Origin of the sequence: Pseudomonas sp. HT11, assembly GCF_044875395.1 — a bacterium.
In the GTDB taxonomy this organism is placed as follows: Bacteria; Pseudomonadota; Gammaproteobacteria; order Pseudomonadales; family Pseudomonadaceae; genus Aquipseudomonas.
In genome coordinates this window covers 2,063,396-2,089,223 of sequence record NZ_CP173217.1, presented here as the reverse complement: position 1 = coordinate 2,089,223, position 25,828 = coordinate 2,063,396, and the positions used below count along the sequence as shown (strand labels likewise).

Below are 25,828 nucleotides of genomic sequence, written 5' to 3'. Positions count from 1 at the left end.
AGCGCTAAACCTTATCCTCGATGATCACGTGCAGGTTGTGCCTGATCGCGTCATGCACGGCGTGAGCGTCGGCGGCACCGTCGACCTTGGCCCAGCACTTGAGCAAATAGTGCTCCTCGATATCGGCGTCGAGGCAGTGGCCGGCGTCCAGTTGCGCGTACTCCAGCACCGCGGCGTGATGATCGAGAAACTGCACGCCCTCGATCCCCTTGAAGCGGCCACTGTGCTCCGGGTAAATCGCCAGCATCGCGTAGTGCTGGTTGCCGTTGGCGACCTTGTGCGCGCCAGCCTCCAGTTGCGCGTTAACGCCCGGCTCGCCCAGCAGCAGCGACAGATACAGTTGGTACGGATTGATCGCGGCCAAGTCTCGGAACGCCGCGTTGACATACAGCCCGCCCACGCGCGGGTTGATCTCAATAACCACGGGGCCTTGATCGGTCATGCGAAATTCAAAATGCACCACCGCGTTGGTCAGCCCGACCGCGCGCAGGCATGCCGTGGCGTACGTGCGGATCTGCTCGCACTGCTCGGTCGTGAAAGAGGTCGGCGGAGAAATCAGCAGGTTCTCCAACACGGTGCCGCTGCGCTCGGTCAGCATGAGTTTCTCGTTGATCAGCAGCGCGTGGATGCGCTCGCCGACAACCACGCACTCCACGCTGCCTTCAATGCCCGGGATGTAGCCTTCGAGCAGGATGCTACGCCCCGGAATGTACTCGCACGCCTGCCCGTCGACTGCCGGCAAACGGTGCGCGCAACCGTAGAAATCCGCGTAAGCCGCCGCGCCGTGGCCGCTCACGAACTGCGCGTAATGGCTGCGCAACTGGGCCCAGTTGGAGCACTTCTTGATAAAGGCCGACGCACCGCCAAAAGGCGGTTTGGCAATGAGCGGATAGCCCACCCGCTCGGCGCCGGCTTGAAGCGCCTGCTCGTTATTGCACAGCGCAAACGGCACCGAGCGCAGCCCATGTTTTTGCAGCACGCTGCGCATCAGGTACTTGTTATTGCACGCGGCAATCGCCTCGGCACAGCTGTGCACCAGCCCCAGGCGCTTGCAGGTGTTTGCAACGATGCAACCCACTTCGCCCAATGCAGACGGGTGCCCGGCCTGGCAGAAAATCGCGCGAATCTGGTAACGCCCGTCCAGCCGGCCCACCAGGTCCAGAATCGATTGTTCGCTTAAGGCGTCGAGCAGGAACACTTCATCACTGTCGTCGCGCAGTCGCTGCAGGTGATGACGCCCCGCAACCCCGGCGGTTAAACAGGCCAGGCCTTGTGCGCGGGCGACCGCAAAGTGCGGCTCGCGGTAGTTGTAACGCACCGTGGCACTGTCATCGACATCAATAAAAAGAACCGCCTCTTGCTTCATGACCATCGTTGCCTCTTCCGTGAGTTGATTCAGGCATCCTGCCAACTGCACCAGTGCCCTTCCCAATTACGGAAACGATAATGGCGCTGCCCGTCGTGCACTTCAAAATGTGGCAAGTCTTCAGGCTTTTCAAAGTCCAGCAACGGCACCGTAAACTTGCCTTGTGCGTGCGGCAGTACATACTCGGGCAGGGCAATGTTCGACACGCGCCGTTTGAGACGATCCATAATAGCGATCGCCTGGCTGATCGAGGCTTTATATTCGGACGCCCCCGGCGAAAACGGCATGAAGTGATACAAGTAATACGGTTTTACGCCCAGACGATAAAGATCAATAAAGAGTTTATGCAAGGTGGCTTCATCATCATTGACGCCGCGCAACAATGGCATGTTGGAGAACACTATCGGCACGGCACTCTGAATACGTTTAACCGCCGCCGCAAAATCAGCCGTCAGTTCAAGCGGGTGGCAAACGTGCACCCCAAATGCATTGACGTTGTACTTCTTGAGCATGGCCACCAAATCATCGGTTACCCGGAACGGGTTGAAACTCAACGCCCGTGAATGGATTCGAATCAGCAGGTCGTCGCGGATCGAACGCAACGCCGCGAGGTTTTCTTCCAGCCTGCGGTCGGCCAGCATCAACGGGTCACCGCCGCTGAGGATCACTTCTTCAATGGCCGGGTTGCTGCGGATGTACGCCACCGAATCCTTGAACGAGTCGGTGCTGGCGTTGGGCTTGTCCGTGCCGACCTGCAAGGTGCGCAGTGCTTCAAAGCAGAACTGGCAATAGGCATTGCAGGTGTTGGTCATGCGCAGGATCACGCGGTTGTCGTACTTGTGCTGGCAAATGGGCGTTTTCATCTCATGCCCGAGTTCCCAGTTCTCCGACGTTCCGTCGTAATCGCCCGCCACCTGCTCGCTCCAGTACGGCACTACCTGGCGCCACAGCGGATGGTCGGTTATCGGGCCGCTGGTGAGTGAGCGCTTGATCAGGTCAATGTAATAAGGCGTGATCTGCATCTTGCGGTCTTGCAAGTTGTGCTCGATATGCGCCGTTATTTCCTCACTCCACCCCCCGCAGGCAATGCGCAAGGCCGGTTCATCACGCAGGGCGTTCTTTTGCTGCCAGCGCCAATCTTGCCATTGCACCGAGCGATGGGTGGCCTGATCAAAAATCGACATGAGTATGTACTCTCTGTGTTTTAACTTATGTTAAGGGCAGATAAATGCCTGCCATTCCTGGACCGGAACAACATAAATATCTGCAACAAAGACAATCGTTTACAGGCGAGCGCGCGCAATCAGGTTATTAACGTGATCACCGACACCCAAGAGACATAACCACTCACTAACTCAACGGTCATAGTATTAACTTCCCTTTCTTATAATGTGCTGACTTTCCAAGCCAGCCCCCACTTAAGCCGATGGTCTGCGGGGTGTCAACCCAATACCCTTGTGGTTTTTCCGGGATTATTCTTTCAACTGGCCACACCCCCCGTAATAATGGGCGAAGCCGGCATTTAATGACTGTTATTTGAAAAGTAAATAGCACACAAAAACGCCCTCTTATTAAAGAGGGCGCTGTGTTGGCTACTTATATAACTACGTGTTTATCAACTGAGCCAAGGGTTAGCAGCCAAATGCTCGCGTTCAAATGCTTTGATTTGCTCACTGCGCTGCAACGTGCTGCCAATGGCATCCAGGCCCAGCAGCAGCGCGGTCTTGCGCAAGGTGTCGATCTGGAACGCAATGACCTGGCCATCCGCCAGACGAATCTGCTGAGCCTCCAGGTCGACACTGATCTGCGCCTGGTCTGCCTGGCTGACAGCCTGTGCGAGTGTGTGCAGCAGCGCTTCGTCCAGGGTGATCAGCAACACTCCATTGCGCTGGCAGTTGTCATAAAAGATCCCGGCAAAACTGCTGCCGATCAGCGCGCGAATGCCCATTTGTTTCAAGCCCCACACCGCGTGCTCGCGGCTGGACCCGCAGCCGAAGTTGGGCCCGACGACCATGAAGCATGCGCCCTGCCAGCCCGGCTGGTTCAACACGAACGCGGGGTTGGGCTCGCCGGACGCCAGAAAGCGCAGATCGAAGAACAGCCCCCGGTCCAGGCCGCTGCGGTCGATGCCTTTGAGAAACTGCTTGGGCATGATCACGTCGGTGTCGATATTGGCCGCCAGCATCGGCGCGGCCTTGCCGGTGACCACAGTAAAAGGTTGCAGGCTCATGCACGGTCTCCAAAGTGGCGAATATCAGTGAGGCGGCCGGTGATCGCGGCAGCGGCGACCATTGCCGGGCTCATCAGGTGCGTGCGCGCGCCGGCGCCCTGGCGGCCTTCAAAGTTGCGGTTGGTGCTGGAGGCACAGCGGTCGCCAGGGGCCAGCACATCGTCGTTCATCGCCAGGCACATCGAGCAGCCGGACTGGCGCCACTCGAAGCCGGCGTCGATAAAGATCGCCGCCAACCCTTCGGCCTCGGCCTGGTCGCGCACCTCGGTGGAGCCGGGCACGATCATCGCCCGTACGTGCTCGGCCACGTGTTTGCCGCGCACCACGCTGGCGGCGTCGCGCAGGTCTTCGATGCGGGCATTGGTGCAGGAGCCGATAAACGCATGGCTAATGACGATGTCGCTCAGCGGCATGCCAGCTTCCAGGCCCATGTAGTTGAGGGCACGGCGCATGTCCTGGCGCAGGATCAGGTCGCTGACGTCCTGCGGGTCGGGCACGCGGGCGCCAATCGGCGCAGCCTGGTCTGGGCTGGTGCCCCAAGTGACCATGGGTTCCAGGGTGTGGGCATCCAGGTGCACTTCCTGGTCGAACACGGCGTCGGCGTCCGAATGCAGTTGGCGCCAGCCCACCAGCGCCTGCTCCCATAACTCGCCCTTGGGCGCACGGGGTTTACCCTTGAGGTAGGCGAAGACTTTTTCGTCCGGCGCCATGAAGGCGCCGCGCGCACCGGCTTCGACCGCCATGTTGCAGATGGTCATGCGTGCCTCGACGCTCAACGCGTCGATGGTGGAACCGCAAAATTCGATGGCGTAGCCGGTGGCACCGGATGCGCCGATCTTGCCGATCAAGGCCATGATGACGTCCTTGGACGTGAGGCCTGGCGCCAGAGCGCCTTCAACCGTCACGCGCATGCTTTTCAGGCGTTTGTAGACCAGCGTCTGCGAGGCCAGCAGGTGCTCGATTTCCGAAGTGCCGATGCCAAACCCGAACGCGCCGAGCGCACCGTAGGTGGTGGTGTGGCTGTCGCCGGCGGCGATCACCATGCCCGGCAGGATGAAGCCCTGCTCTGGGGCAATCACGTGTTCGATGCCTTGGCGTTTGTCGAGGATATCCAGCAGCTCGATGCCGAAATCGCGGCAGTTTTCGGCCAGGTACGAAACTTGCCGCGCCCCGCCGGCGTCGGGCATCGCCGCGATGCGCTTGGGCGTGGTGGGGTTTACATGGTCGACCACCGCCAGCGCCGTGCCGGGGCGCCACACCTCACGCCCGGCATCGCGCAGGCCGCTGAAGGCCTGGGGGCTGGTGTATTCGTTGATCACCTGGCGGTCTATGTAAAGCAGGACATGGCCCTGGTCATCCAGGGGGCACACCGTGTGGGAATCGATGTGTTTGTCGTAGAGGGTTCTGGCAGTCATTTTTCTCAGGGCTCACGTTTCTGGAGGCGGGCTCAACGGTATAAATCCATCCTACGCAGCCCTTGGGCCCTATCAATGGCGACCGGGTGATGGCTTGGAACATGTTTCGTGTTCGATGAAGGCCCTGTCAGCGCTTTGAATGGAAACCTGAAACATTTTCTTTCATATCCGGGTTAGGGATTTCCAGACCTCATCCGTCTTAACTTAGATACAGCCCGTCGCGTCAGCAAAAGCTACGACCGGCCTTTTCCGGGCCTCCTTCGCCCCTCTCCGATCAAGACCCGCATTCACATGTCGAAGAAGTCACGCTCAAAACTCTGGTTTCTCGTACACAGCTGGCTGGCATTGCCCATCTGGTTTTTTGTACTGATCGTCTGCGTCACCGGCACCCTGGCGGTGGTCAGCCAGGAAATCGTCTGGCTGGCCAACCCGGATATCCGCGCGAGCAAGCCGTCGGATGATGCCCAAATGCTGAGCTTTGACCAGGTGATCGCCGCCATCAAGCGCGAAGAACCCCAGGTAATCGTGCAATCGATCATCCGTCCGGACGAAACGCACTTTGCGCTGAGTGTCGACCTCAGCTACCCGGACGGGCGTTCCGTGGAGGTCTACGTCAACCCGTACACCGGGGCGATCCAAGGCATCAGCCCGTCGTTCGATTTCAAGCAATTTACCCGCGCTCTGCATGGCTGGTGGCTCGTACCGTTCACCAACGGCTTCAGCTGGGGCTGGTACCTGGTCTCGGCGCTCGGCCTGCCGTTGCTGGCGTCGCTGGTAACCGGGCTGGTCGTCTACAAACGCTTCTGGAAAGGGTTTCTGCGCCCTACCCTGCGCATCCGCCACGGCGCGCGAATCTTCTGGGGCGACTTCCATCGCCTCAGCGGTATCTGGTCGATCTGGTTTATCGCGGTGATTTCCATCACCGGCACCTGGTTCTTGATCCAGGCGATTTTGGGCGACAACCAGATTTCCATCTCCAGCGAACCGATCGTCCCAGTGATTGCCCGCGAGAAAGTGCCGATGTCGGCGCCCGGCGTGCCGGCACCGATGATCGCGCTGGACGAAGCCATCGAAATCGCCACCCAACGCATTCCCGGGCTGGACGCCACATTCGTGTTCCTGCCGCTCAACGCCTACAGCCACCTGCAAATCGGCGGGCGCGGCTGGTACCCGTTGATGTTCCAGACCGCTCAACTCAACCCCTACAGCGGTGAAATCGCGGTGTCGCACCTGCTCTCCGATCGCTCGACGCTGGAGTTCGTCACCGAATCCATGCGCCCGCTGCACACCGGCGACTTTGGCGGGCTGTGGATCAAGCTGATCTGGGCGTTTTTCGGCCTGGTGCTGAGCATGATGGTGTTGAGCGGCCTGCTGATCTGGACCAAACGCACCGCGCTGGCGACCCTCAATGCGCTCAAGCGCGAAGCCAAGACCCAACGGGCGCCTGCTGCCGCTGCAGCCCTGCAGGCTGAAACCTCGGAGGCCAAATAATGAGCAAGGTCAGTGCTGCAACACCGCCTTCGCCGCTGCGCGCCTTTTGGCTGAAATGGCGGTTCCATATCAACATCCTGCTGTTGCTGGTGCCGCTGGGGTTCATGCCCAAGTACTTTGCCGATGCCGCGTTGTTTCGCGGCGACACCGGCATTGGTGAACGAGTGGTCGGTGACGTGCAGGTCGGGCCTTGGAGCCTGAAACTCGCCGAATTCCGCAATGAAGGCCCGCGCCCGGACCCGGCCGGCCCGATGAAATTTTTCAATGCTGCCCTGTGCGACACCTGCGCCGAGCAGGTCAAGGCCACTTACCTGCGTATCGGCAAGCCGCGCAGCCTGCGCGCCGCCGGAGTGATCTTCTTCGGCACGCCGTACCGCATGGGCGCCGCCCTGCCGGTGCCGGAACGCACGCCGGCCGACGCCGAACTGTGGATCACCATGGAAGGCTGGGACGGCACGATGCACCAGGGTTCCATCCCGCTGAGCCAGGCCTCGCCTGCCACCATTGCCTGGCTGAACAAGCAAGGAGTCAAACCATGACGTTGATGCGCCTGACCCGCGCCGGTGCAGCGCTGTTGCTCTGCGCCGGCTTCAGTACCACCGCACTCGCCCACAACCCGATGTGCGAATGCAAGGAAATCCCCGGCGAGCAGATCCAGTGCACCGGCGGTTTCTCCGACGGCAGCGGCGCCCCGGGCGTGACCCTGGACGTGATCGGCTACGACGAAACCATCCTGCTGCCCGGCAAGCTCGGCCAGGACTCGACGCTGACCTTCAAGAAGCCCTCGGCCGAGTTCTATGTGCTGTTTGATGCCGGCCCCGGTCACGTGGTGGAAATCGACCAAGCGGATATCCAACCTCAATGAGCAACACAAAGGTTGTACGCCCCGCCGGTGCCGGCCACGAAACCCTCTACGTGCTATTGCTGTGCCTGATCATCCTGGCGGTGGCAGGCTCAGTGATCGCCCTGCACGGTGAAACCCAGGAAGTTGCAGCGCTGCCCAGCCACCAGCTGGATGCACGCCGCGACCTCAGCGCCTCCGAGCAAGGCATCTACGCCGACCTGCGGGTGACCCTGGACGAAATCCAGTTGCTGCAACAGGAGCAAGGCGCCCTGCCGACGCCTGAACAATTGGCCGAAGAAGGGTTTGCGCCGTTTGCCCAGGACGCCAGTTCGGTCAGCCGTGGCGACCATCGCTGGCAATTGCTGGAGCCCTCGGCCTACTTGGGCGTGAGCCAGACGCCCAGCATCAGCGGCTCGCTGCTGATGCGCGTGCACGGCGCCGAGCCGGATATCTGGCTCAACCGCCAGGCCAACCTCGCCGCCCCTTCCGACCTCACTGACCAGGCGCTGATCGCGGCCGGCTGGCAGCAGGTGGTCGCGCAATTCGATGCCGGCGTCACGCGCCAGCACCGTCACTGACCCGAGAAGACCGAGTGCCCATGTCTATTTCATCTCCCCTGTTGCGCCTGTTGCTGGTCAGCCTGTTCAGCTTGCTGCTGGCGCCTTTGGCGAACGCCGAGGCGGCCAAACGCCTGCGAATCGGCATCACCCTGCACCCTTATTACAGCTACGTGACCAACATCGTCGGCGACAAGGCCGAGGTGGTGCCATTGATACCGGCCGGTTTCAACCCACACGCCTACGAGCCGCGCGCCGAAGACATCAAGCGTATCGGCACCCTCGACGTGATCGTGCTCAACGGCGTCGGCCATGACGATTTCGCCGACCGCATGATCGCCACCAGCGAGCGCCCGGACATCCCGGTGATCGAGGCCAACGCCAACGTGCCACTGCTGGCTGCCACCGGCAATGCCGCGCGCGGTGCAGGCAAGGTGGTCAACCCGCACACCTTCCTGTCGATCAGCGCATCCATTGCCCAGGTCAACAACATCGCCCGCGAGCTGGGCAAACTCGACCCGGACAACGCCAGGGCTTACACCCAGAACGCCCGTGCGTACGGCAAGCGCCTGCGCCAGATGCGCGCCGACGCCCTGGCCAAGCTGACCAGCGCGCCCAACCCCGACCTGCGCGTGGCCACCGTGCATGCAGCCTACGACTACCTGCTGCGCGAATTCGGCCTGGAAGTCACGGCTGTGGTCGAGCCCGCCCACGGCATCGAACCAAGCCCCAGCCAGTTGAAAAAGACCATCGACGAACTGCGCGCGCTGGATGTGAAGGTGATCTTCTCGGAGATGGATTTCCCATCCACCTATGTCGAGACCATCCAGCGCGAATCCGGCGTGAAGCTGTACCCGCTGTCGCATATTTCCTATGGCCAATACACGCCTGAGAAGTACGAAGTGGAAATGACCGGCAACCTCAACACCGTGGTGCGGGCGATTCAGGAGTCCGGAGCATGACGGCGGCGGAGCAGCTGAAGGTGGCCAGCATTGGCCCGACGATCGAGTTCGACACGGTATCGCTGACCCTGGGCCGCACGACCATTCTTGACGGTGTGAGCTTCCAGGTAGAACCGGGCAGCATCCATGCACTGGTGGGCCCGAACGGCGGCGGTAAAAGCTCGCTGATCAAGACCCTGTTGGGGCAAATGCCGCACCAGGGCCACTTGCGCCTGCACTGGCAGGCCACGCCCGGCACCATCGGGTATGTCCCCCAGGCGCTGGAGTTCGACCGTGGCTTGCCGATGACCGTCGACGATTTCATGGCCGCCATGTGTCAACGGCGCCCGGCGTTTCTCGGCCTGTCCAGGCACTACGCCGGGGCAATCGGCGAGGCACTGGAGCGGGTGGGCATGCAGGACAAACGTAAACGCCGCATGGGCGCGTTGTCGGGCGGCGAGCGTCAGCGTGTATTGCTGGCCCAGAGCCTGATTCCGGCTCCGCACCTGCTGGTGCTGGATGAACCGATGTCGGCGCTCGATGAAGCCGGCATTCAGGTTTTCGAACGCCTGCTGAATGACTGGCGCCTGGCCGGAATCACCGTGCTGTGGATCGAGCACGACCTCGAAGCCGTGGGCCGCCTGGCCGACCGTGTGACTGGCCTGAACCGTCGCGTGCTGTTCGACGCCACGCCGAAAGCGGCACTGACACCCGATCGCCTGCTGACCCTGTTCTCCACTCACCCACGGAGCCCGGCACCATGAGTTATGAAGCGTTTCGTCTGATGGTCCAGGGCTGGGCCTCTTCCGGCTATCTGCCGCAAGCGCTGGCCTATGGGTTTGTGGTCAATGCCTTGCTCGCCGGCTTGCTGATCGGCCCGGTACTGGGTGGCCTGGGCACGCTGGTGGTGGTCAAGCGTTTTGCTTTTTTCTCCGAAGCGGTCGGGCATGCCGCGCTGACCGGCGTAGCCGTGGGCATTTTGCTCGGTGAGCCCTACACCGGGCCGTATGGCGCACTGTTCGGCTACTGCCTGCTGTTCGGCATCCTGCTCAATTACCTGCGCAACCGCACCGGCCTGGCGCCGGACACCTTGATCGGCGTGTTCCTCTCCGTGTCGCTGGCGTTGGGCGCGAGCCTGTTGCTGATTCTGGCGGGCAAGATCAACGTGCACATTCTGGAAAACGTGCTGTTTGGTTCGGTGCTGACGGTCAACGGCAATGATTTGCTGGTACTGGCCGTGGTGGGTTCGCTGGTGATGGCGCTGGCGTTGCCGTTGTACAACCGCATCATGCTCGCCAGCTTCAACCCGCAACTGGCTGCCGTGCGCGGTGTGGCGGTGAAGACCCTGGACTACCTGTTCGTGATTCTGGTGACGCTGATCACCGTGGCGGCGGTCAAGGTCATCGGCGCGATCCTGGTGGGCGCCCTGCTGGTGATTCCAGCCGCGGCGGCGCGCCTGCTGAGCCAGTCGCTCAAAGGTTTTTTCTGGGTGTCGGTCGTGATCGCCACCGTGAGCACGCTGTGCGGCATCCTGCTGCCGATCATCTTCGACCTGCCTATCCCGTCCGGCGCCGCGATCATTCTGGTCGCCGGTATCGCCTTCGCCTTCGCCGCCATCGCGCGCGGCACCGTGCCCAGCCTCAAAGGGAATCTTGGATAATGCGCCCAGTACTTCGCCCACTGGCCCTGGCCATCGCCTGTTTGATCAGCACCTCGGCGCTGGCGGCCGTTGACGGCTTTGAGCCCAGGGACTTCAAAGTCAACCTAGGCCTCGGCCATGCCGCCCTGACCAAGACCACCAAGCCGCTCAAGGTGCTGGCCTCGCTGCCTATCACTTACGGCTTGGCCGAGGTGCTGCTCAAAGGCACCGGGGTGAAACTGGAACGCGCCGCCCCCGCCAATTTGCCCGGCTCGCGGCAAGTGTCTTATTTCACCGGCCGTGGCGCACCCGCGTTGAATAGCCTGGCACTGGACGCCGACGCCGCCATCGGCCTGCGCTCGTTGTGGCCGGATGACCCGCTGTATCCGGTGGCGCGGCGCAGCAATATCCGCATCGTTGAAATCGACGCTGCGCGCCCGGTGGACGGCGGCCTGCCGGGCATTGCCGTGCAACCAGGCAGCACCGACGGGCTGAACAGCCAGCCCTGGCAGTCAAGCAACAATATGGGGCGCATGGCCGATGTGATGGCCGCCGACCTGAGCCGGCTGGCGCCGAATGCCAAACCGACGATTGATGCCAACCTCGCCGCCCTCAAGCAACGCCTGCTCAAACTCAACGCCGACAGCGAAGCGCGACTGGCGCAGGCCGATAACCTGAGCGTGGTCAGCCTGAGCGATCACTTTGCGTACCTGGTCAGCAGTTTGAACCTGGAAGTGGTCAGCACCGATGCACGGCCGGACGCAGACTGGACACCCGAAGCGCTACAGGGGTTAACCGCCAGTTTGAAAGACAGCGACGTGGCCGTGGTGCTGCACCATCGTCAACCGAGCGAAGCGGTGAAAGCAGCAGTGACGGCATCCGGTGCGCAGCTATTGGTGTTGAACGTCGACGGTACCGACCCGGTGGCGGAGCTGGAAACCAATGTGGATCAGGTGATCAAGACGCTGACGCCATAGGCGAGCGATTCTTCAAGTCGATCTCGGTTCAAGTGTGGGAGCTGGCTTGCCTGCGATAGCATCAATGTTATTTGCCTGATGTACCGAGGCGCCCGCATCGCAGGCAAGCCAGCTCCCACATTAAGCTCGCGGTGCATCCGCTGACTATCGGCCAGCCCAGCACCCGAATGTCACACCACATCCACACCTACATGAATCGCATCATGGCGCCAGAACTCCAGGTCGCAGTCGATCAACCGCTGGTGCTGGTCATAGTTGACCCGAGCAATGCGCAACCCCGGGCTGCCCACCGACACGCGCAACGCGGCGGCGGCTTCCACCGGCAGTGACGTCGGTACGATTTCAAAGCGCACGCGGCCATAGTGCAGGTCGTACTTGCGCGCATACAGTTCGGTCATCGACTGATTCAGATCACACGCCAGAATCCCCGGAAAATACTGCGGGTTCAGGTAGTGCTCCACATACAACACCAGGCGCCCATCAATCCGCCGGCCTCGGCAGATCTGGATCACACTCGACAGCGCCGGCAACTGCAACCACGCACACACCGCCGCCGACGCCGGTTGCAGCCGCGCAGAAATCACTTCGGTGGACGCCACCCGGCCCTGATCCCCAACCATCGCGTGGAAGTGGCTGCGTTGCATCAGGTTGTAGGCCAGCCGTGGCGGCGAGACAAACCAGCCACGGCGCTCTTCACGGTAAATCTGCCCTTGGGCTTCCAGCTGTAACAAGGCTTCCCGCACGGTAATGCGAGTGGTACCAAACAACTCGCTGAGCTTGCGCTCGGCGGGCAATTTACTCGCGGGCGGCAACAGGCCGTGGTCGATCTGCTCTTGCAGCGCCAGGCCGATGGATGTCACCGCCTTGATTGCCTCATCACGCATCAACGTTACCTATCTGGACTAGACCAGCACCGTTCAGGTGCACATACCGCTCCGTAAATGGGCTTTTGCTTCTGCTTGCCAGCCTAGGCATTACAGATGACCGACAGATGACAGTCCCTGTCCGCGCCCTGCACCACACCCTGCAATACATCGGCCAAGTCCAGGTCCTGCGGGCACTTGAGCATGGTCTACGCTAAGCCTGCACTGCGCGACAAAAGCGATTTAAAAACGACATCGACATGAAACTGTCATGCACCGAGCCTAGATTGGCTCAGGTATTGCTCTGACCTAGACCAACACCACCGCAAACGTTCATAAAAACGCCGCGTTGAAAACGCCCAAAGGAGCTTCGGATGAAAAAGCTTTTCCTGGCATCACTGTTAGGCTCGACCATTGCCATGTGCACCGCCGCCATGGCTGCTGATACCGATCTAAAGACTCTGGAAGCCGCCGCGAAAGCCGAAGGCGCCGTCAACAGCGTCGGCATGCCCGATGACTGGGCCAACTGGAAAGGCACCTGGGAAGACCTGGCCAAGACCTACGGCCTCAAGCACATCGACACCGACATGAGCTCAGCCCAGGAAATCGCCAAGTTCGCCGCCGAGAAAGACAACGCCAGCGCCGATATCGGTGACGTCGGCGCCGCCTTCGGCCCGATTGCGGTGAAACAGGGCGTGGCCCAACCGTACAAGCCGAGCACCTGGGCGCAAGTGCCGGACTGGGCAAAAGATAAAGACGGCAACTGGGCCCTGGCCTACACCGGCACCATCGCCTTTATCGTTAATAAAAAGCTGCTGCACGGCTCCGAAGCTCCAACAAGCTGGGCTGACTTGAAAACCGGCAAATACAAGGTTTCCATCGGTGACGTGAGCACCGCCGCCCAGGCCGCCAACGGCGTGCTCGCGGCAGCCCTGGCCAACGGTGGCGACGAGAAGAACATCCAGCCTGCGCTGCTGATGTTTGCCGACATCGCCAAGCAAGGCCGCCTGTCGCTGGCCAACCCGACCATCGCCACCATGGAAAAAGGCGAAGTCGAAGTGGGCGTGGTCTGGGACTTCAACGGCCTGAGCTACAAAGCCAAGATGGCCAACCCGGATGACTACGTGGTGCTGATTCCATCGGACGGCTCGGTGATTTCCGGCTACACCACCATCATCAACAAATACGCCAAGCACCCGAACGCCGCCAAGCTGACCCGTGAGTACATCTTCAGCGACGCCGGCCAGACCAACCTGGCGCGCGGCAACGCCCGTCCGATCCGTGCCGAGCACTTGACCTTGCCGGCTGACGTGCAGGCCAAGCTGCTGCCAAACGAGCAATACAAGAAAGTCACGCCGATCAAGGATGCCGACGCGTGGGAGAAGACCTCCAAGGCACTGCCGCAGAAGTGGCAGGAAGAAGTCATCATCAATATGCAGTAAGGCTTAACACGCCTGTTTAAGTGGAACACGGTCAGTGTGGGAGCTGGCTTGTGTGGGAGCCGGGCTTGCCCGCGATGCAGACGACTCGGTGCCTCATATGAACCGAGGTGATGCTATCGCAGGCAAGCCAGCTCCCACATAAGCCAGTTCCCACTGTTGATCCCGTTCAGCCAGGGAAATTGAGTCGAACCTACCGTCGCGGAGCCCCAGCCCCTATGAAGCACAACGTCATCCTTGTGGTGCTCGACGGCCTGAACTACGAGGTTGCCCGACATGCCATGGGGCATCTGCAGGCCTATATCGGCGCAGGACGCGCAGCGCTTTACAAACTGGACTGTGAACTGCCGGCCCTGTCCCGGCCGTTGTATGAATGCATCCTCACCGGCGTGCCCCCGATCGACAGCGGCATCGTCCACAACCATGTCTCGCGCCTGTCCAACCAGCGCAGCATTTTCCATTACGCCACCGACGCCGGCCTCACCACAGCGGCGGCGGCTTACCACTGGGTCAGCGAGTTGTATAACCGCACGCCCTTTATTGCCGCGCGTGATCGCCATACCGACGACACGGCGCTGGCGATCCAGCACGGGCACTTCTACTGGAATGACCATTACCCGGATTCGCACCTGTTCGCCGACGCCGAAAGCCTGCGCCGCAAACACGCGCCGAACTTCCTCGTGGTGCACCCGATGAACATCGATGACGCCGGCCACAAGCATGGCCTCGATACCTCGCAATACCGCAACAGCGCACGCTCGGCCGACATCATCCTCGCCGATTACCTGCAAGGCTGGCTCGACGCCGGCTACCAGGTGCTGGTGACCGCCGACCACGGCATGAACAACGATCGCTCGCATAACGGCCTGCTGCCCGAGGAGCGTGAAGTGCCGCTGTTCGTGCTGGGCTCGGCCTTCAACTTCGACCCTGCCGCTACCCCCAAGCAAACCGAACTGTGCGGCACTGTCTGCGAACTGCTCGGTGTGCCCCACGACAAACCTGTATGCCGGGAGCTGTTGAAGTGAATTCCCTAACCCGTGGCAAATGGCTGGCGATCCTGTGCCTGGTGCCCTTTGCGCTGTTCTTTATCGTGTTTGAAATCGCCCCGCTGGTGTGGGTGTTGATCAACAGCCTGCAATCGGAGGAGTCCGGCTGGGGCGTGGCCAACTTCATCAAGATCTTCAGTTCGAAGTTCTACCTGCAAGCCATCCAGTACAGCCTGGAGATCAGCTTCTACTCCAGCGTGTTCGGCATCATCATCTCGGTGCTCGGCAGCTATTCGTTGCGCCGCGTCGATGGGCCTTTGCGCAATTTCGTCACCGCCTTCGCCAACATGACCAGCAACTTTGCCGGCGTGCCCCTGGCCTTCGCCTTCATCATCCTGCTGGGCTTCAACGGCAGCATCACGATCATGCTCAAGCAGGCCGGGATCATTCAGGACTTCAACCTGTATTCCAAAACCGGCCTGATCATTCTGTACACCTATTTTCAGATTCCATTGGGCGTGCTGCTGCTCTACCCGGCCTTCGATGCGTTGCGTGAAGACTGGCGCGAGTCGGCCTCGCTGCTGGGCGCCAGCGGCTGGCAGTTCTGGCGGCACATCGGCTTGCCGGTGCTGACCCCTGCGCTGCTCGGCACTTTCGTGATCCTGCTGGCCAATGCGCTCGGCGCCTATGCCACGGTGTACGCGCTGACCACCGGCAACTTCAACGTGCTGCCGATTCGCATTGCGGCGATGGTCTCCGGTGATATTTCCCTGGACCCGAACATGGCCAGTGCCCTGGCCGTGGTGCTGGTGGCGCTGATGACCGTGGTCACCGTGGTTCATCAACTGCTGCTCAAGAGGAGCTACCATGTCTCGCGCTGAAGCCGGCTCGGCCTCCCTCTACCATCGCGTAGTGGTGTACCTGTTGTTTGCGATTTTGGTGTTGCCGCTGGTGGGCACCTTTGTCTACTCCATTGCCAGCAGCTGGTCAGCGACAATCCTGCCCGCCGGCTTCACGGTGAAATGGTATGTGCAACTGTGGAGCGACCCACGCTTTCTGGCCGCCTTTGGCCAATCGCTGCTGGTGTGCGTGGGTGCGCTGATCCTGTCGGTGGTGCTGATTCTGCCGCTGCTGTTCGTGGTGCATTACCACTTCCCCCGGCTCGACGCGCTGATGAACATCCTCATCCTGCTGCCTTTCGCGGTGCCGCCGGTGGTGTCGTCGGTGGGCCTGCTGCAACTCTACGGTTCCGGGCCGCTGGCGATGGTGGGCACGCCGTGGATTCTGATCGGCTGCTACTTCACCGTGGCCCTGCCGTTCATGTACCGCGCGATCACCAACAACCTGCAAGCGATCAACCTGCGCGACTTGATGGACGCCTCGCAATTGCTCGGCGCGAGCACTTGGCAGGCGGCGATCCTGGTGGTGCTGCCGAACCTGCGCAAGGGCTTGATGGTGGCGCTGCTGCTGTCGTTCTCGTTCCTGTTCGGTGAGTTCGTGTTCGCCAACATCCTGGTGGGCACCCGCTACGAAACCCTGCAGGTGTACCTCAACAACATGCGCAACAGCAGCGGCCACTTCACCAGTGCCGTCGTCATTTCCTATTTCTTCTTTGTGCTGGTGCTGACCTGGGCCGCCAATATCTTGAACAAGGACAAAAGCCAATGAGCTTCGTCAGCGTCCAACACCTGCAAAAAGGCTACGCCGGCACCCCGGTGTTCAGTGACATCAACTGCGAAATCGCCAAGGGCGAATTCGTCACCCTGCTCGGCCCGTCCGGTTGCGGCAAGTCGACCTTGCTGCGTTGCATCGCCGGCCTCACGTCGGTGGACAGTGGCAAAATTCTGCTGGATGGCCAGGACATCGTTCCCCTTAGCCCGCAGAAACGCCACATCGGCATGGTGTTCCAAAGCTATGCGCTGTTCCCCAACATGACCGTGGAGCAGAACGTTGCCTTCGGCCTGCGCATGCAAAAGGTCAACGCCGACGACAGCCACAAGCGCGTGCAGGAAGTGCTGCAACTGGTGGAGCTCAAGGAGCTCGCCGGCCGCTACCCGCATCAGATGTCCGGTGGCCAGTGCCAGCGCGTGGCCCTCGCCCGCTCGCTGGTGACCCGTCCACGCCTGTTGCTGCTCGATGAGCCACTGTCGGCGCTGGACGCGCGGATCCGCAAGCACCTGCGCGAGCAGATCCGCCAGATCCAGCGCGAATTGGGGCTGACCACGATTTTCGTCACCCATGATCAGGAAGAAGCCCTGACCATGTCCGACCGCATCTTCCTGATGAACCAGGGCAAGATCGTGCAAAGCGGTGATGCCGAAACGCTCTACACCGCGCCGGTGGATGTGTTCGCCGCCGGTTTCATCGGCAACTACAACCTGCTCGACGCCGACAAGGCCAGCCAATTGCTGCAGCGCCCGATCAGCGGGCGCATTGCGATTCGCCCAGAGGCCATCGAACTGAGCCGCAGCGGCGAACTGGACGCTCTGGTGCGCAGCCACAGCCTGCTGGGCAACGTGATTCGCTACCGCATCGAGGCGCGCGGCGTGGAATTGGTGGTGGATGTGCTCAACCGTTCCGCCGACGATCTGCACCCGGATGGCCAGCGCCTGGCACTTTCCATCGACCCCAGTGCGTTGTGTGAAGTAGCCTGACGCCACGATTTATTTCAGAGAGCATGACGGATGGCATTGGTAATTTTTGATTTGGACGACACCTTGATCCACGGCGACTGCGCCACGCTGTGGAGCGAGCAGATGGGCCGCCTGGGCTGGGTCGACCCTGAGTCATTCATGCGCAAGAACAACGAACTGATGGACGCCTACGGCCAGGGCAAGCTGCACATGGAAGACTTCATGGACTTCAGCCTGGAGCCAATGATCGGCCGCACGCCGGAAGAGATCGAGCACCTGGTAGAGCCATGGGTCGAGGACGTCATCGAGCCGCTGATCTACAGCGACGCCACCAAGACCATCGCCCGCCACCGCGCGAATGGTGACCGGATTCTGGTGATTTCCGCGTCGGGCACTCACTTGGTCAAACCCATTGCGGCACGTATCGGTATTGATGAAGTGCTGGGCATCGACCTGGATGTCAGCCATGGCGTGTACAGCGGCCATACCGTGGGCGTGCTGACGTACCGTGAAGGCAAGATCACGCGGTTGCTGGAATGGCTGGAGCAGGAAGGCGAGACGCTCGACGGCGCGTATTTCTACTCGGATTCACGCAATGATTTACCGTTGCTGCTGAAAGTGGATCACCCGCAGGTGGTGAATCCGGATCCGGTGTTGCGTGAACATGCGCAAAAGGCCGGTTGGCCGATTCATCACTGGGTGTGACTCTATTTAATTGAAATGCAATCAACGGTGGGAGCTGGCTTGCCTGCGATAGCGGTGTACCAGATGAAACATTCTTCACTGAGGCACCGCTATCGCAGGCAAGCCAGCTCCCACACTCACTGCATTTCAACTTGAGATCAGGCCAACGTCTCGTCAATCACCAACACCAATTTCCCCGAAATCTGATTGCTCGCCAACTCAGCGAACGCCGCCTCGGCATCCTTGATCGGGAAGGTCTTGGCCAGTTGCGGGCTCAGGCGTCCCTCGGCAAAAAGCGGCCATACATGCTGGCTCAAGTCACTGAACAAGTCTGCCTTGAACTGATCGCTGCGGCTGCGCAGGGTCGAGCCGAGCAACTGAATGCGCTTGCCCAGCACCTGCGCCAGGTCGAGCTGCGCGTCGCGCCCGCCCATCAGGCCGATCAATACCCAACGGCCGTCCAGGGCCAGCAGCTTGAGGTCCAGCGCGGCGTAGTTGCCACCCACCGGGTCAAGGATCACATCGAACGGCCCGAAATCGCTTAGCCCTTCAATGCCGTCAGTACGTACCACGCCGCCCTGGGCACCGAGTGCCTCGCAGTACGCCAGGCGCTGCGCCGAGCCGACGCTGACCCAGCACGGGCTGCCAAACGCCTTGCACAGCTGGATCGCCGCCGAGCCCACGCCACTGGCGCCAGCATGCAGCAAGACTTTTTCGCCGGGCTTGAGGCCCGCCAGCTGGAACAGATTCAGCCACGCGGTGCTGTACACCTCAGGCAATGCCGCCGCTTCGGTCAGCGACAAGCCTTCCGGCACCGGCAGGACGTGGCGCGCGTCCACCACCACTTCTTCGGCCATGCCGCCACCGGCGAGCAATGCGCAGACGCGGTCACCGACCTGCCAGGACGACCCCGGCCCGACCTCACTGATGACCCCGGAGCACTCAAGACCCAGCACGTGGCTGGCACCAGGCGGCGGCGGATAGAGCCCGGCGCGCTGTAATAAATCGGCGCGATTAAGGCCCGCAGCCGCCACACGAATGCGAACTTGGCCTACATCGCAGGTAGGGCTGGGTTCTGTCAGCCACTCCACATGACCTTCAACGCCTTGCAATGCTTTCACAGTGCCTCCATAGTGAGTCTGGACTGAGCCCGTAGCTATAGCGCCGGGCTTTTTGCATTATGCGACCGGATCATATGGAACCGGCTCCCTCAAAGACGGCCTAATATGCGTTATCAATTGCCCCCGCGTCGAATCAGCATGAAGCATCTGTTCCCCAGCACCGCCCTCGCTTTTTTCATTGGTCTCGGCTTCGCGTCGATGTCGACCAATACGTTCGCAGCCAACAGCTGGGACAACCTTCAGCCTGATCGCGATGAGGTGATTGCAAGCCTTAACGTCGTCGAGTTGCTCAAGCGTCATCACTACAGCAAGCCGCCGCTGGACGACGCGCGCTCGGTGATCATCTACGACAGCTACCTCAAGCTGCTGGATCCGTCGCGCAGCTACTTCCTGGCCAGCGATATCGCTGAGTTCGACAAGTGGAAGACCCAGTTCGACGACTTCCTCAAAAGCGGCGACCTGCAGCCCGGCTTCACCATCTACAAGCGTTACCTGGACCGCGTCAAAGCGCGTCTGGACTTCGCCCTGGCTGAGCTGGACAAAGGTGTCGACAAGCTCGACTTTACCCAGAAGGAAACCCTTCTGGTGGATCGCAAGGACGCGCCTTGGCTGACCAGCAGTGCCGCCCTTGACGACCTGTGGCGCAAACGCGTCAAGGACGAAGTGCTGCGCTTGAAGATCGCCGGCAAAGAGCCCAAGGCCATTCAAGAGCTGTTGACCAAGCGCTACAAGAATCAGCTGGCACGTCTGGACCAGACCCGTGCCGAAGATATCTTCCAGGCCTACATCAACACCTTCGCAATGTCCTACGACCCGCACACCAATTATCTGTCGCCAGATAATGCGGAAAACTTTGATATCAACATGAGTCTGTCGCTGGAGGGCATCGGTGCCGTCCTGCAAAGCGACAATGACCAGGTCAAGATCGTGCGTCTGGTGCCGGCAGGTCCGGCAGACAAGACCAAGCAGGTCGCCCCGGCCGACAAGATCATCGGCGTGGCCCAGGCTGACAAAGAGATGGTCGACGTGGTCGGCTGGCGTCTGGACGAAGTGGTCAAGCTGATCCGCGGGCCGAAAGGCAGCGTGGTGCGCCTGGAAGTGATTCCGCACACCAATGCGCCGAACGACCAGACCAGCAAGATCGTGTCCATCACCCGTGAAGCGGTGAAGCTTGAAGACCAGGCCGTGCAGAAGCAGATCCTGAACCTCAAGCAGGATGGCAAGGATTACAAGCTCGGCGTGATTGTGATCCCGGCCTTCTACCTGGACTTCAAAGCGTTCCGTGCCGGTGATCCGGACTACAAGTCCACCACCCGCGACGTGAAGAAAATCCTGACCGAGCTGCAGAAGGACAAAGTCGACGGCGTAGTGATCGATCTGCGCAACAACGGCGGCGGTTCCCTGCAGGAAGCCACCGAGCTGACCAGCCTGTTTATCGACAAAGGCCCGACCGTGTTGGTACGCAACGCTGACGGCCGTGTCGACGTGCTTGAAGACGAGAACCCGGGTGCCTTCTACAAAGGGCCGATGGCGCTGCTGGTCAACCGTCTCTCGGCTTCGGCCTCGGAGATTTTCGCCGGCGCGATGCAGGACTACCACCGTGCGCTGATCATCGGCGGCCAGACCTTCGGTAAAGGCACCGTGCAGACCATTCAGCCGCTCAACCATGGCGAGCTGAAACTGACCCTGGCCAAGTTCTACCGGGTTTCCGGGCAGAGCACCCAGCATCAGGGCGTGCTGCCGGATGTCGACTTCCCGTCGATCATCGACACCAAGGAAATCGGCGAGAGCGCCCTGCCTGAAGCCATGCCGTGGGACACCATCCGCCCTGCGATCAAGCCGGCGTCGGACCCGTTCAAACCGTTCCTGACGCAGTTGAAGGCTGACCATGACGCGCGCTCCGCCAAGGATGCCGAGTTTGTGTTCATCCGCGACAAACTGGCCCTGGCCAAGAAGCTGATGGAAGAGAAAACCGTCAGCCTCAACGAAGCCGATCGCCGTGCGCAGCACACCAGCATCGAAAATCAGCAACTGGTACTGGAAAACGCCCGCCGCAAGGCCAAAGGCGAAGACCCGCTCAAGGAACTGAAGAAAGAAGATGAAGATGCGCTGCCGACCGAGCCGGAAAAAACCAAGCCGGAAGACGACGCCTACCTGTCTGAAACAGGCCGGATCCTGCTCGACTACCTGAAGATCAGCAAGCAGGTGGCCAAGCAGTAAATGATGGCAGTTTAATGTGAACGCTCCTCGGAGTGTCATCATATAGACATCATTCTGTCGTGAAATGAAGGACCGCAGGCGCCAAGCCCGCGGTCCTTTTTTTTCGATCGAGATCGCCATGACCATGACCGAACAGCTGAATGCATTGGGCTCTATCCTGGCTCAAGGCAGTTTGCACAGCCTGTTCCAACCGATCATTTGCCTGTCCGAACGGCGCATCCTCGGCTACGAAGCCCTCAGCCGTGGCCCCTCCAATAGCCCATTGCACTCCCCGGTCGCGCTGTTTTCCGTGGCCAGGCATATCGGGCGCCTCAGTGAACTGGAAATGGCCTGCCGCGAAAGCGCGTGTCGACGGTTCAGCGAACAGAAACTGCCAGGCAAGCTGTTCCTGAATATCTCGCCGGAATCCTTGATGGAGACCGCGCATCAACCGGGGCGCACCTTGCAACTGCTGCGCGACGTCGGCATTCCCCCCAGCCAAGTGGTGATCGAACTCACCGAGCAGACCCCTACCGACGACTTCGATCTGCTGCAAACCGCACTGCACCATTACCGCGACATGGGCTTCGCCATCGCCCTGGATGATCTGGGCGCCGGCTATTCCAGCCTGCGGTTGTGGTCAGAGCTGCGCCCGGACTACGTGAAGATTGACCGGCATTTTATCGACGGCATCCATCAGGACGCGCTCAAGCGTGAGTTCGTCGGTTCCATCCTGCAAATCGCCAGGGCGTCGCGGGCACAGGTCATTGCCGAAGGTATTGAGTTACCCGAAGAATTGGCGGTGTTGACCGAGATGGGCGTGGACCTGGTCCAGGGCTACCTGCTCTGCCGCCCGCAGGAACAGCCGCCCCAGGAAGCACGCCTGATGCTGCCCAAGCAGGACAACGCCAACCTCGCCCTGAGCGAAGAAGGCAGCGACCTCAGTGCCCTGCTGAACGAGCAACCGGCGGTGGACCAGGACACGGCCACTGCCCAAGTGCTGGAGTCGTTCCGTCGTCAGGCCAATCTCAATTCGCTGGCGGTACTGGACGGGCGTGGCCACCCGGTCGGCATCGTGCACCGGCATTCGTTATCGGACGCCCTGCTCAAGCCCTTCGCCACCGACCTGTTCGCGCGCAAGCCCATCAGCCGTTTGATGAGCGATGACTTTTTGGCGGTTGAGTTGAGCCAATCACTGCAGCAAGTCAGCCGCCTGCTGACCAGCCGCGCACGGCAACGGATTGAAGAGGATTTCATCATCACGCTCAATGGCGATTACCTGGGCCTGGGGCGGGTGATCGATGTGCTCAAGCTGATCACCGAGCTGAAGATCCAGCAGGCGCGTTACGCCAACCCGCTGACGCTGCTGCCGGGCAACGTGCCGATCCAGCAATGCCTGACGCGGCTGTTGCAGCAACAAAGAGAGTCAGTGATCTGCTACGTGGATATCGACAGCTTCAAGCCGTTCAACGATATCTACGGCTACGGGCGCGGGGATGAGGTCTTGCTCTGCCTGGCGCAATGCCTCAACGACCGGGTTGACCCCAGCCGCGACTTTGTCGGGCATATCGGCGGCGACGATTTTTTGCTGGTGCTGGGCCCACAGGATTGGCGCAAGCGCCTCAACCAGTTGCTGGATGACTTTCACACCCAGTGCCGACGCTTCTACCGCGCTGAACACCTCGACGCCGGCTGCTTTGTGGCATTGAACCGCCAGGGCGCGCGTCAGGAGTTCGCCTTGCTGTCGCTGTCGATCGGCGTGGTTCACTTATATCCACAGGCCTGTGGGCAACTCGATGCCAGCCAGTTGGCGGAGCTGGCCTCGCAGGCCAAGCACCACGCCAAGGATGTGGCGGGCTACAGCATTCATGTGATCGACAGCATGGACATGCTGGCCCAGGCGCTTTAGGCCTCGGCAGACTCCGGGTAGTCGTATTCGAACACGCGCACTACTTCCGAGGCGTGCCAGGAGGCGGCGGCCACGCCATCGGACGGCCCGCTGAAACGCCCCAGGCGCTCCACGCATTCGAAGAAACCGGTACGCGGCAGGCGGCTGGCACCCTGGCTGATCACCAGTGAGCTGCGCAACGGCTGCTCGGCCTTGGCGTCCAGCGCGGCCAGGTGCTCAAGGGCGGCGGCCAGGGTCTGCATGGCCGGCGTGGGAAATTGCAGACGCTCCAGCAGCGCGCGGTAGGTCAGCAGGTGACGCTGGCGGCGCGCCTGATCCAGTTCGTTGAGTAGTCCATCCCAGTGTTGACGGCTGATACGTAGGCTCAAGATTCATCCCTCCAACCTGCAACGCCCAATTCCCAGGCCAGGCTGCGGCGAATGGCGGCATCCGGCTGGCGTTCACCACTTTCAATCAATCCGAGATACGAGGGGCTGATACCCACGGTGCGGGCCAGGGTTTCGATGGCCAGTCCCCGGGTTTCACGCAGGCCGCGCAGGTCCGCGAGCGGGCGCAAAGCCTGATCGGGAGCGACCTGAGCGTCAGAAGAAGGAGGGAGTGCTGGTTGTTGCTGACCGGCGGCTTTTAGTAGCGCCTGGTACTGGTCCCATGGCAACACCGCGTACTCGGGTTCGCCATTGCGTGAAATTATCTGAATATCCATGACTGCCCCGTAGGATAACAACACTCACTAAGTAAGCTCTTTCCTTAGGAGTGTAATCCTAACAGCCACAAAGGTCGCAGGGGGATAGCCGGGTGATCAGTTTTTTTGCGGGTTTTCCTCAGCCAGCAGCGCAGGCGTCGCAGGCAAGCGCTCAACCACTGCGAGCTTTTCCGGGCGCTGGGCGTCACGCCAGGCGCGAAAGGCGCTCAGTTCTCCGTCCAGGGTCTTCATGACCCATGCCAGCACCGCGATGTCATCGAGCATGCCAAATACCGGGATAAAGTCCGGGATCGCGTCAATCGGGCTGAGGAAGTACATCAAGCCCGCCACCACCGAAATCAGCGCCTTGGGGCTGATTGCCCGGTATTCGCCGCGCCAGTAGGCCAGGCACAGGGCCTGAAGCAATTTGAGATCATCCTTGAGCTTACCCAGGCGATTGCCCTGGCTTGAGCCTTTTGCGGCGACGGCAAACAGCAGGGTTGGCAAACGCCCACGGCCAAGCAGACGCGCGGCCATGGGCAGGAAACGGGTGAAATTGAACGGTGGTTTCATCTGTCACTCCAGTTCCAGGCGACATAAAAGGTTATCCACACAAATTGTGGATAACCTTGTGAACAGAGCCTGTTTTATCGGCTGAAAGCCACGGACTACAAGGCTTGCAGTCAGATCGGGCGTTTTTTGCGCACATAAAAAAAACCCAAGATTTCATTGACTTGGCGTTGATGTGCGGCTACCCGTGCTCGAGTCTTATATCAGACTGTTTCAGTTTGCAGGGGTTCGTTTGAATTTACGTCGGGTGTGAATCACGCGGATTTTCCGGGCCCCAGATACGACAACGCCCCGTCGAAACGGGGCGTTGTCTGTTCAGGCGCCGATTACTTCTTGGCGGCTGGAGCAGCAGGTGCGTCAGGGGCTTCAGCCTTGGCTGGGTCCTTGATGGCCAGCAGTTCCAGGTCGAATACCAGCACGGAGTTGGCTGGAATCGCCGGGCTCGGGCTCTGAGCGCCGTAGGCCAGGTCAGACGGGATGTACAACTCGACCTTCTCGCCAACGTGCATCAGTTGCAGGCCTTCAACCCAACCCGGGATCACGCCGCTGACCGGCAGGTCAATCGGGCTACCGCGATCAACGGAGCTGTCAAAGGTCGTGCCGTTGGTGAGCTTGCCGGTGTAGTGAACAGTCACCACGTCGGTCGGCTTAGGCTGAGCGCCGTCGGCCTTCTTCACGATCTTGTACTGCAGACCGGAAGCAGTGGTCACTACGCCGTCTTTCTTGGCGTTTTCTTCGAGGAATTTCTTGCCGGCGGCTGCCGACTCTTCGCTCATTTTGGTCATACGTTCTTCTGCACGCTTCTGCAGTGCGGCAAACGCTTCAACCAGTTCGTCGTCTTTCAGCTTCTGTTCTTTCTTGCCGACGGCATCTTCGATGCCTTGGGCTACCGCTTTGGAGTCCAGGTCATCCATGCCTTCCTGGGCAAGACTTTTGCCCATGTTCAGGCCGATACCGTAGGAAGCTTTCTGCGCCGGGGTTTTCAGCTCTACGCTGGTCTGCGAATCACAACCCGCAAGTACCAGGCTAACCAGGGCCACCGCCGCCGCCAACCGATGCTGTTTCATGCTATTTCCTTGTTCGTGCGCCAAAAGGGCATTCGAGTAAAGTCGCGAGCTTATCAGGCGGCCACGACCAATGGCTACCGGCATGTGAGCAGGAAACTTCCGATAAGTTCACGTGTTTAAAAGCATTTTCATTCATGATGGAGGCCCGCGACGGATCGCGGGACTGCCTGCAACCAGGCTCATGGCCACTTGCCGCACCTATGGCGTAGTGGCAT

Annotated in this window: 26 protein-coding genes; 16 read left to right on the top strand and 10 right to left on the bottom strand. The window is 60.6% G+C overall.

The window, feature by feature from the left end; all coding sequences use genetic code 11:
* Window positions 1–4 precede the first annotated feature (4 nt).
* From ABWL43_RS09600 to leuC, 4 genes are all read right to left on the bottom strand, one after another.
* Window positions 5–1,372, bottom strand: a complete 1,368-nt coding sequence (locus tag ABWL43_RS09600) for an acetyl-CoA carboxylase biotin carboxylase subunit family protein (RefSeq protein WP_404487504.1) — start codon at window positions 1,370–1,372, stop codon at window positions 5–7.
* A gap of 23 nt (window positions 1,373–1,395) precedes the next feature.
* Window positions 1,396–2,550 (bottom strand): KamA family radical SAM protein, encoded by a 1,155-nt coding sequence (locus ABWL43_RS09595; RefSeq protein WP_404487503.1) that lies wholly within the window; start codon window positions 2,548–2,550, stop codon window positions 1,396–1,398.
* A gap of 431 nt (window positions 2,551–2,981) precedes the next feature.
* Entirely contained in the window at window positions 2,982–3,596 is a 615-nt protein-coding gene (leuD, locus tag ABWL43_RS09590) for a 3-isopropylmalate dehydratase small subunit (protein WP_404487502.1), read from the bottom strand.
* Window positions 3,593–5,011, bottom strand: a complete 1,419-nt coding sequence (leuC, locus tag ABWL43_RS09585; RefSeq protein ID WP_404487501.1) for a 3-isopropylmalate dehydratase large subunit — start codon at window positions 5,009–5,011, stop codon at window positions 3,593–3,595. The genes leuD and leuC overlap by 4 nt, the downstream gene beginning before the upstream one ends.
* A 291-nt stretch (window positions 5,012–5,302) precedes the next feature.
* On the opposite strand from leuC, the gene ABWL43_RS09580 reads away from it, so the two are divergent.
* The 8 genes from ABWL43_RS09580 to ABWL43_RS09545 are packed head-to-tail and all read left to right on the top strand — an operon-like array spanning window position 5,303 to window position 11,460.
* On the top strand, window positions 5,303–6,502 hold the full coding sequence (locus tag ABWL43_RS09580) for a PepSY-associated TM helix domain-containing protein (protein ID WP_404487499.1): 1,200 nt from the start codon (window positions 5,303–5,305) through the stop codon (window positions 6,500–6,502).
* Window positions 6,502–7,041 (top strand): thiamine pyrophosphate-binding protein, encoded by a 540-nt coding sequence (locus tag ABWL43_RS09575; protein ID WP_145165945.1) that lies wholly within the window; start codon window positions 6,502–6,504, stop codon window positions 7,039–7,041. Before ABWL43_RS09580 ends, ABWL43_RS09575 begins: the two co-directional genes overlap by 1 nt.
* Window positions 7,038–7,367, top strand: a complete 330-nt coding sequence (locus ABWL43_RS09570; protein WP_404487498.1) for a hypothetical protein — start codon at window positions 7,038–7,040, stop codon at window positions 7,365–7,367. The genes ABWL43_RS09575 and ABWL43_RS09570 overlap by 4 nt, the downstream gene beginning before the upstream one ends.
* The gene (locus ABWL43_RS09565) at window positions 7,364–7,924 is read left to right on the top strand and encodes a DUF6162 family protein (RefSeq protein WP_404487497.1); all 561 of its coding nucleotides are present in this window, start codon (window positions 7,364–7,366) and stop codon (window positions 7,922–7,924) included. The genes ABWL43_RS09570 and ABWL43_RS09565 overlap by 4 nt, the downstream gene beginning before the upstream one ends.
* 20 nt (window positions 7,925–7,944) lie before the next feature.
* Entirely contained in the window at window positions 7,945–8,865 is a 921-nt protein-coding gene (locus tag ABWL43_RS09560; protein ID WP_262206510.1) for a metal ABC transporter substrate-binding protein, read from the top strand.
* Window positions 8,862–9,608: a metal ABC transporter ATP-binding protein gene (locus ABWL43_RS09555; protein ID WP_404487496.1), complete on the top strand. Its 747-nt coding sequence runs from the start codon at window positions 8,862–8,864 to the stop codon at window positions 9,606–9,608. Before ABWL43_RS09560 ends, ABWL43_RS09555 begins: the two co-directional genes overlap by 4 nt.
* Window positions 9,605–10,504: a metal ABC transporter permease gene (locus ABWL43_RS09550; RefSeq protein WP_242193598.1), complete on the top strand. Its 900-nt coding sequence runs from the start codon at window positions 9,605–9,607 to the stop codon at window positions 10,502–10,504. The genes ABWL43_RS09555 and ABWL43_RS09550 overlap by 4 nt, the downstream gene beginning before the upstream one ends.
* Complete coding sequence (locus ABWL43_RS09545) at window positions 10,504–11,460, top strand: metal ABC transporter solute-binding protein, Zn/Mn family (protein ID WP_404487495.1); 957 nt, start codon at window positions 10,504–10,506, stop codon at window positions 11,458–11,460. Before ABWL43_RS09550 ends, ABWL43_RS09545 begins: the two co-directional genes overlap by 1 nt.
* 170 nt (window positions 11,461–11,630) lie before the next feature.
* On the opposite strand, the gene ABWL43_RS09540 is transcribed toward ABWL43_RS09545, so the two are convergent.
* Window positions 11,631–12,344: a UTRA domain-containing protein gene (locus ABWL43_RS09540; protein WP_145165952.1), complete on the bottom strand. Its 714-nt coding sequence runs from the start codon at window positions 12,342–12,344 to the stop codon at window positions 11,631–11,633.
* A gap of 353 nt (window positions 12,345–12,697) precedes the next feature.
* On the opposite strand from ABWL43_RS09540, the gene ABWL43_RS09535 reads away from it, so the two are divergent.
* From ABWL43_RS09535 to ABWL43_RS09510, 6 genes are all read left to right on the top strand, one after another.
* Entirely contained in the window at window positions 12,698–13,765 is a 1,068-nt protein-coding gene (locus ABWL43_RS09535) for an ABC transporter substrate-binding protein (RefSeq protein ID WP_106580571.1), read from the top strand.
* Window positions 13,766–13,980: 215 nt separating this feature from the next.
* Window positions 13,981–14,787, top strand: a complete 807-nt coding sequence (locus ABWL43_RS09530; protein ID WP_145165953.1) for an alkaline phosphatase family protein — start codon at window positions 13,981–13,983, stop codon at window positions 14,785–14,787.
* Window positions 14,766–15,629, top strand: a complete 864-nt coding sequence (locus tag ABWL43_RS09525) for an ABC transporter permease subunit (RefSeq protein ID WP_277933486.1) — start codon at window positions 14,766–14,768, stop codon at window positions 15,627–15,629. Before ABWL43_RS09530 ends, ABWL43_RS09525 begins: the two co-directional genes overlap by 22 nt.
* On the top strand, window positions 15,616–16,416 hold the full coding sequence (locus ABWL43_RS09520; RefSeq protein WP_106580568.1) for an ABC transporter permease: 801 nt from the start codon (window positions 15,616–15,618) through the stop codon (window positions 16,414–16,416). Before ABWL43_RS09525 ends, ABWL43_RS09520 begins: the two co-directional genes overlap by 14 nt.
* On the top strand, window positions 16,413–17,402 hold the full coding sequence (locus tag ABWL43_RS09515; protein ID WP_010565203.1) for an ABC transporter ATP-binding protein: 990 nt from the start codon (window positions 16,413–16,415) through the stop codon (window positions 17,400–17,402). The genes ABWL43_RS09520 and ABWL43_RS09515 overlap by 4 nt, the downstream gene beginning before the upstream one ends.
* Window positions 17,403–17,432: 30 nt before the next feature.
* Entirely contained in the window at window positions 17,433–18,086 is a 654-nt protein-coding gene (locus ABWL43_RS09510) for an HAD family hydrolase (RefSeq protein ID WP_404487494.1), read from the top strand.
* A gap of 137 nt (window positions 18,087–18,223) precedes the next feature.
* Here ABWL43_RS09510 and ABWL43_RS09505 read toward each other — a convergent pair whose 3' ends face one another.
* Entirely contained in the window at window positions 18,224–19,186 is a 963-nt protein-coding gene (locus ABWL43_RS09505) for a zinc-binding dehydrogenase (RefSeq protein ID WP_404487493.1), read from the bottom strand.
* Between the two features lie 138 nt (window positions 19,187–19,324).
* Here ABWL43_RS09505 and ABWL43_RS09500 point away from each other — a divergent pair, with 138 nt between their 5' ends.
* Both ABWL43_RS09500 and ABWL43_RS09495 read left to right on the top strand, forming a co-directional pair.
* Window positions 19,325–21,406: a carboxy terminal-processing peptidase gene (locus ABWL43_RS09500; RefSeq protein ID WP_242193608.1), complete on the top strand. Its 2,082-nt coding sequence runs from the start codon at window positions 19,325–19,327 to the stop codon at window positions 21,404–21,406.
* A 118-nt stretch (window positions 21,407–21,524) separates the two neighbouring features.
* Window positions 21,525–23,294 carry a bifunctional diguanylate cyclase/phosphodiesterase gene (locus ABWL43_RS09495; RefSeq protein ID WP_242193609.1) on the top strand — a complete coding sequence of 590 codons (1,770 nt, stop codon included), beginning with the start codon at window positions 21,525–21,527 and terminating at the stop codon, window positions 23,292–23,294.
* On the opposite strand, the gene ABWL43_RS09490 is transcribed toward ABWL43_RS09495, so the two are convergent.
* The 4 genes from ABWL43_RS09490 to ABWL43_RS09475 all read right to left on the bottom strand — a co-directional run bounded on the left by ABWL43_RS09490 (window position 23,291) and on the right by ABWL43_RS09475 (window position 25,613).
* Window positions 23,291–23,662: a hypothetical protein gene (locus ABWL43_RS09490; protein ID WP_010565198.1), complete on the bottom strand. Its 372-nt coding sequence runs from the start codon at window positions 23,660–23,662 to the stop codon at window positions 23,291–23,293. The two genes, ABWL43_RS09495 and ABWL43_RS09490, sit on opposite strands and share 4 nt — an antisense overlap.
* Entirely contained in the window at window positions 23,659–23,997 is a 339-nt protein-coding gene (locus ABWL43_RS09485; RefSeq protein WP_119735601.1) for a helix-turn-helix transcriptional regulator, read from the bottom strand. The genes ABWL43_RS09490 and ABWL43_RS09485 overlap by 4 nt, the downstream gene beginning before the upstream one ends.
* Window positions 23,998–24,093: 96 nt before the next feature.
* Window positions 24,094–24,549 carry a YkvA family protein gene (locus tag ABWL43_RS09480; RefSeq protein ID WP_058420139.1) on the bottom strand — a complete coding sequence of 152 codons (456 nt, stop codon included), beginning with the start codon at window positions 24,547–24,549 and terminating at the stop codon, window positions 24,094–24,096.
* Between the two features lie 323 nt (window positions 24,550–24,872).
* Window positions 24,873–25,613, bottom strand: a complete 741-nt coding sequence (locus tag ABWL43_RS09475; protein WP_106580563.1) for an FKBP-type peptidyl-prolyl cis-trans isomerase — start codon at window positions 25,611–25,613, stop codon at window positions 24,873–24,875.
* Window positions 25,614–25,828: the final 215 nt, after the last annotated feature.

What these genes read in the sequence shown, in the direction of transcription:
- ABWL43_RS09525 (WP_277933486.1), top strand. Translation starts at nt 14,766, where the DNA reads ATGCCGGGAGCTGTTGAAGTGAATTCCCTAACCCGTGGCAAATGGCTG.
- ABWL43_RS09545 (WP_404487495.1), top strand. Translation starts at nt 10,504, where the DNA reads ATGCGCCCAGTACTTCGCCCACTGGCCCTGGCCATCGCCTGTTTGATC.
- ABWL43_RS09475 (WP_106580563.1), bottom strand. Translation starts at nt 25,613, where the DNA reads ATGAAACAGCATCGGTTGGCGGCGGCGGTGGCCCTGGTTAGCCTGGTA.
- ABWL43_RS09550 (WP_242193598.1), top strand. Translation starts at nt 9,605, where the DNA reads ATGAGTTATGAAGCGTTTCGTCTGATGGTCCAGGGCTGGGCCTCTTCC.
- ABWL43_RS09570 (WP_404487498.1), top strand. Translation starts at nt 7,038, where the DNA reads ATGACGTTGATGCGCCTGACCCGCGCCGGTGCAGCGCTGTTGCTCTGC.
- ABWL43_RS09495 (WP_242193609.1), top strand. Translation starts at nt 21,525, where the DNA reads ATGACCATGACCGAACAGCTGAATGCATTGGGCTCTATCCTGGCTCAA.
- ABWL43_RS09500 (WP_242193608.1), top strand. Translation starts at nt 19,325, where the DNA reads ATGAAGCATCTGTTCCCCAGCACCGCCCTCGCTTTTTTCATTGGTCTC.
- ABWL43_RS09540 (WP_145165952.1), bottom strand. Translation starts at nt 12,344, where the DNA reads ATGCGTGATGAGGCAATCAAGGCGGTGACATCCATCGGCCTGGCGCTG.
- ABWL43_RS09600 (WP_404487504.1), bottom strand. Translation starts at nt 1,372, where the DNA reads ATGGTCATGAAGCAAGAGGCGGTTCTTTTTATTGATGTCGATGACAGT.
- ABWL43_RS09510 (WP_404487494.1), top strand. Translation starts at nt 17,433, where the DNA reads ATGGCATTGGTAATTTTTGATTTGGACGACACCTTGATCCACGGCGAC.
- ABWL43_RS09595 (WP_404487503.1), bottom strand. Translation starts at nt 2,550, where the DNA reads ATGTCGATTTTTGATCAGGCCACCCATCGCTCGGTGCAATGGCAAGAT.
- ABWL43_RS09560 (WP_262206510.1), top strand. Translation starts at nt 7,945, where the DNA reads ATGTCTATTTCATCTCCCCTGTTGCGCCTGTTGCTGGTCAGCCTGTTC.
- ABWL43_RS09575 (WP_145165945.1), top strand. Translation starts at nt 6,502, where the DNA reads ATGAGCAAGGTCAGTGCTGCAACACCGCCTTCGCCGCTGCGCGCCTTT.
- leuC (WP_404487501.1), bottom strand. Translation starts at nt 5,011, where the DNA reads ATGACTGCCAGAACCCTCTACGACAAACACATCGATTCCCACACGGTG.
- leuD (WP_404487502.1), bottom strand. Translation starts at nt 3,596, where the DNA reads ATGAGCCTGCAACCTTTTACTGTGGTCACCGGCAAGGCCGCGCCGATG.
- ABWL43_RS09480 (WP_058420139.1), bottom strand. Translation starts at nt 24,549, where the DNA reads ATGAAACCACCGTTCAATTTCACCCGTTTCCTGCCCATGGCCGCGCGT.
- ABWL43_RS09535 (WP_106580571.1), top strand. Translation starts at nt 12,698, where the DNA reads ATGAAAAAGCTTTTCCTGGCATCACTGTTAGGCTCGACCATTGCCATG.
- ABWL43_RS09515 (WP_010565203.1), top strand. Translation starts at nt 16,413, where the DNA reads ATGAGCTTCGTCAGCGTCCAACACCTGCAAAAAGGCTACGCCGGCACC.
- ABWL43_RS09530 (WP_145165953.1), top strand. Translation starts at nt 13,981, where the DNA reads ATGAAGCACAACGTCATCCTTGTGGTGCTCGACGGCCTGAACTACGAG.
- ABWL43_RS09520 (WP_106580568.1), top strand. Translation starts at nt 15,616, where the DNA reads ATGTCTCGCGCTGAAGCCGGCTCGGCCTCCCTCTACCATCGCGTAGTG.
- ABWL43_RS09485 (WP_119735601.1), bottom strand. Translation starts at nt 23,997, where the DNA reads ATGGATATTCAGATAATTTCACGCAATGGCGAACCCGAGTACGCGGTG.
- ABWL43_RS09565 (WP_404487497.1), top strand. Translation starts at nt 7,364, where the DNA reads ATGAGCAACACAAAGGTTGTACGCCCCGCCGGTGCCGGCCACGAAACC.
- ABWL43_RS09555 (WP_404487496.1), top strand. Translation starts at nt 8,862, where the DNA reads ATGACGGCGGCGGAGCAGCTGAAGGTGGCCAGCATTGGCCCGACGATC.
- ABWL43_RS09580 (WP_404487499.1), top strand. Translation starts at nt 5,303, where the DNA reads ATGTCGAAGAAGTCACGCTCAAAACTCTGGTTTCTCGTACACAGCTGG.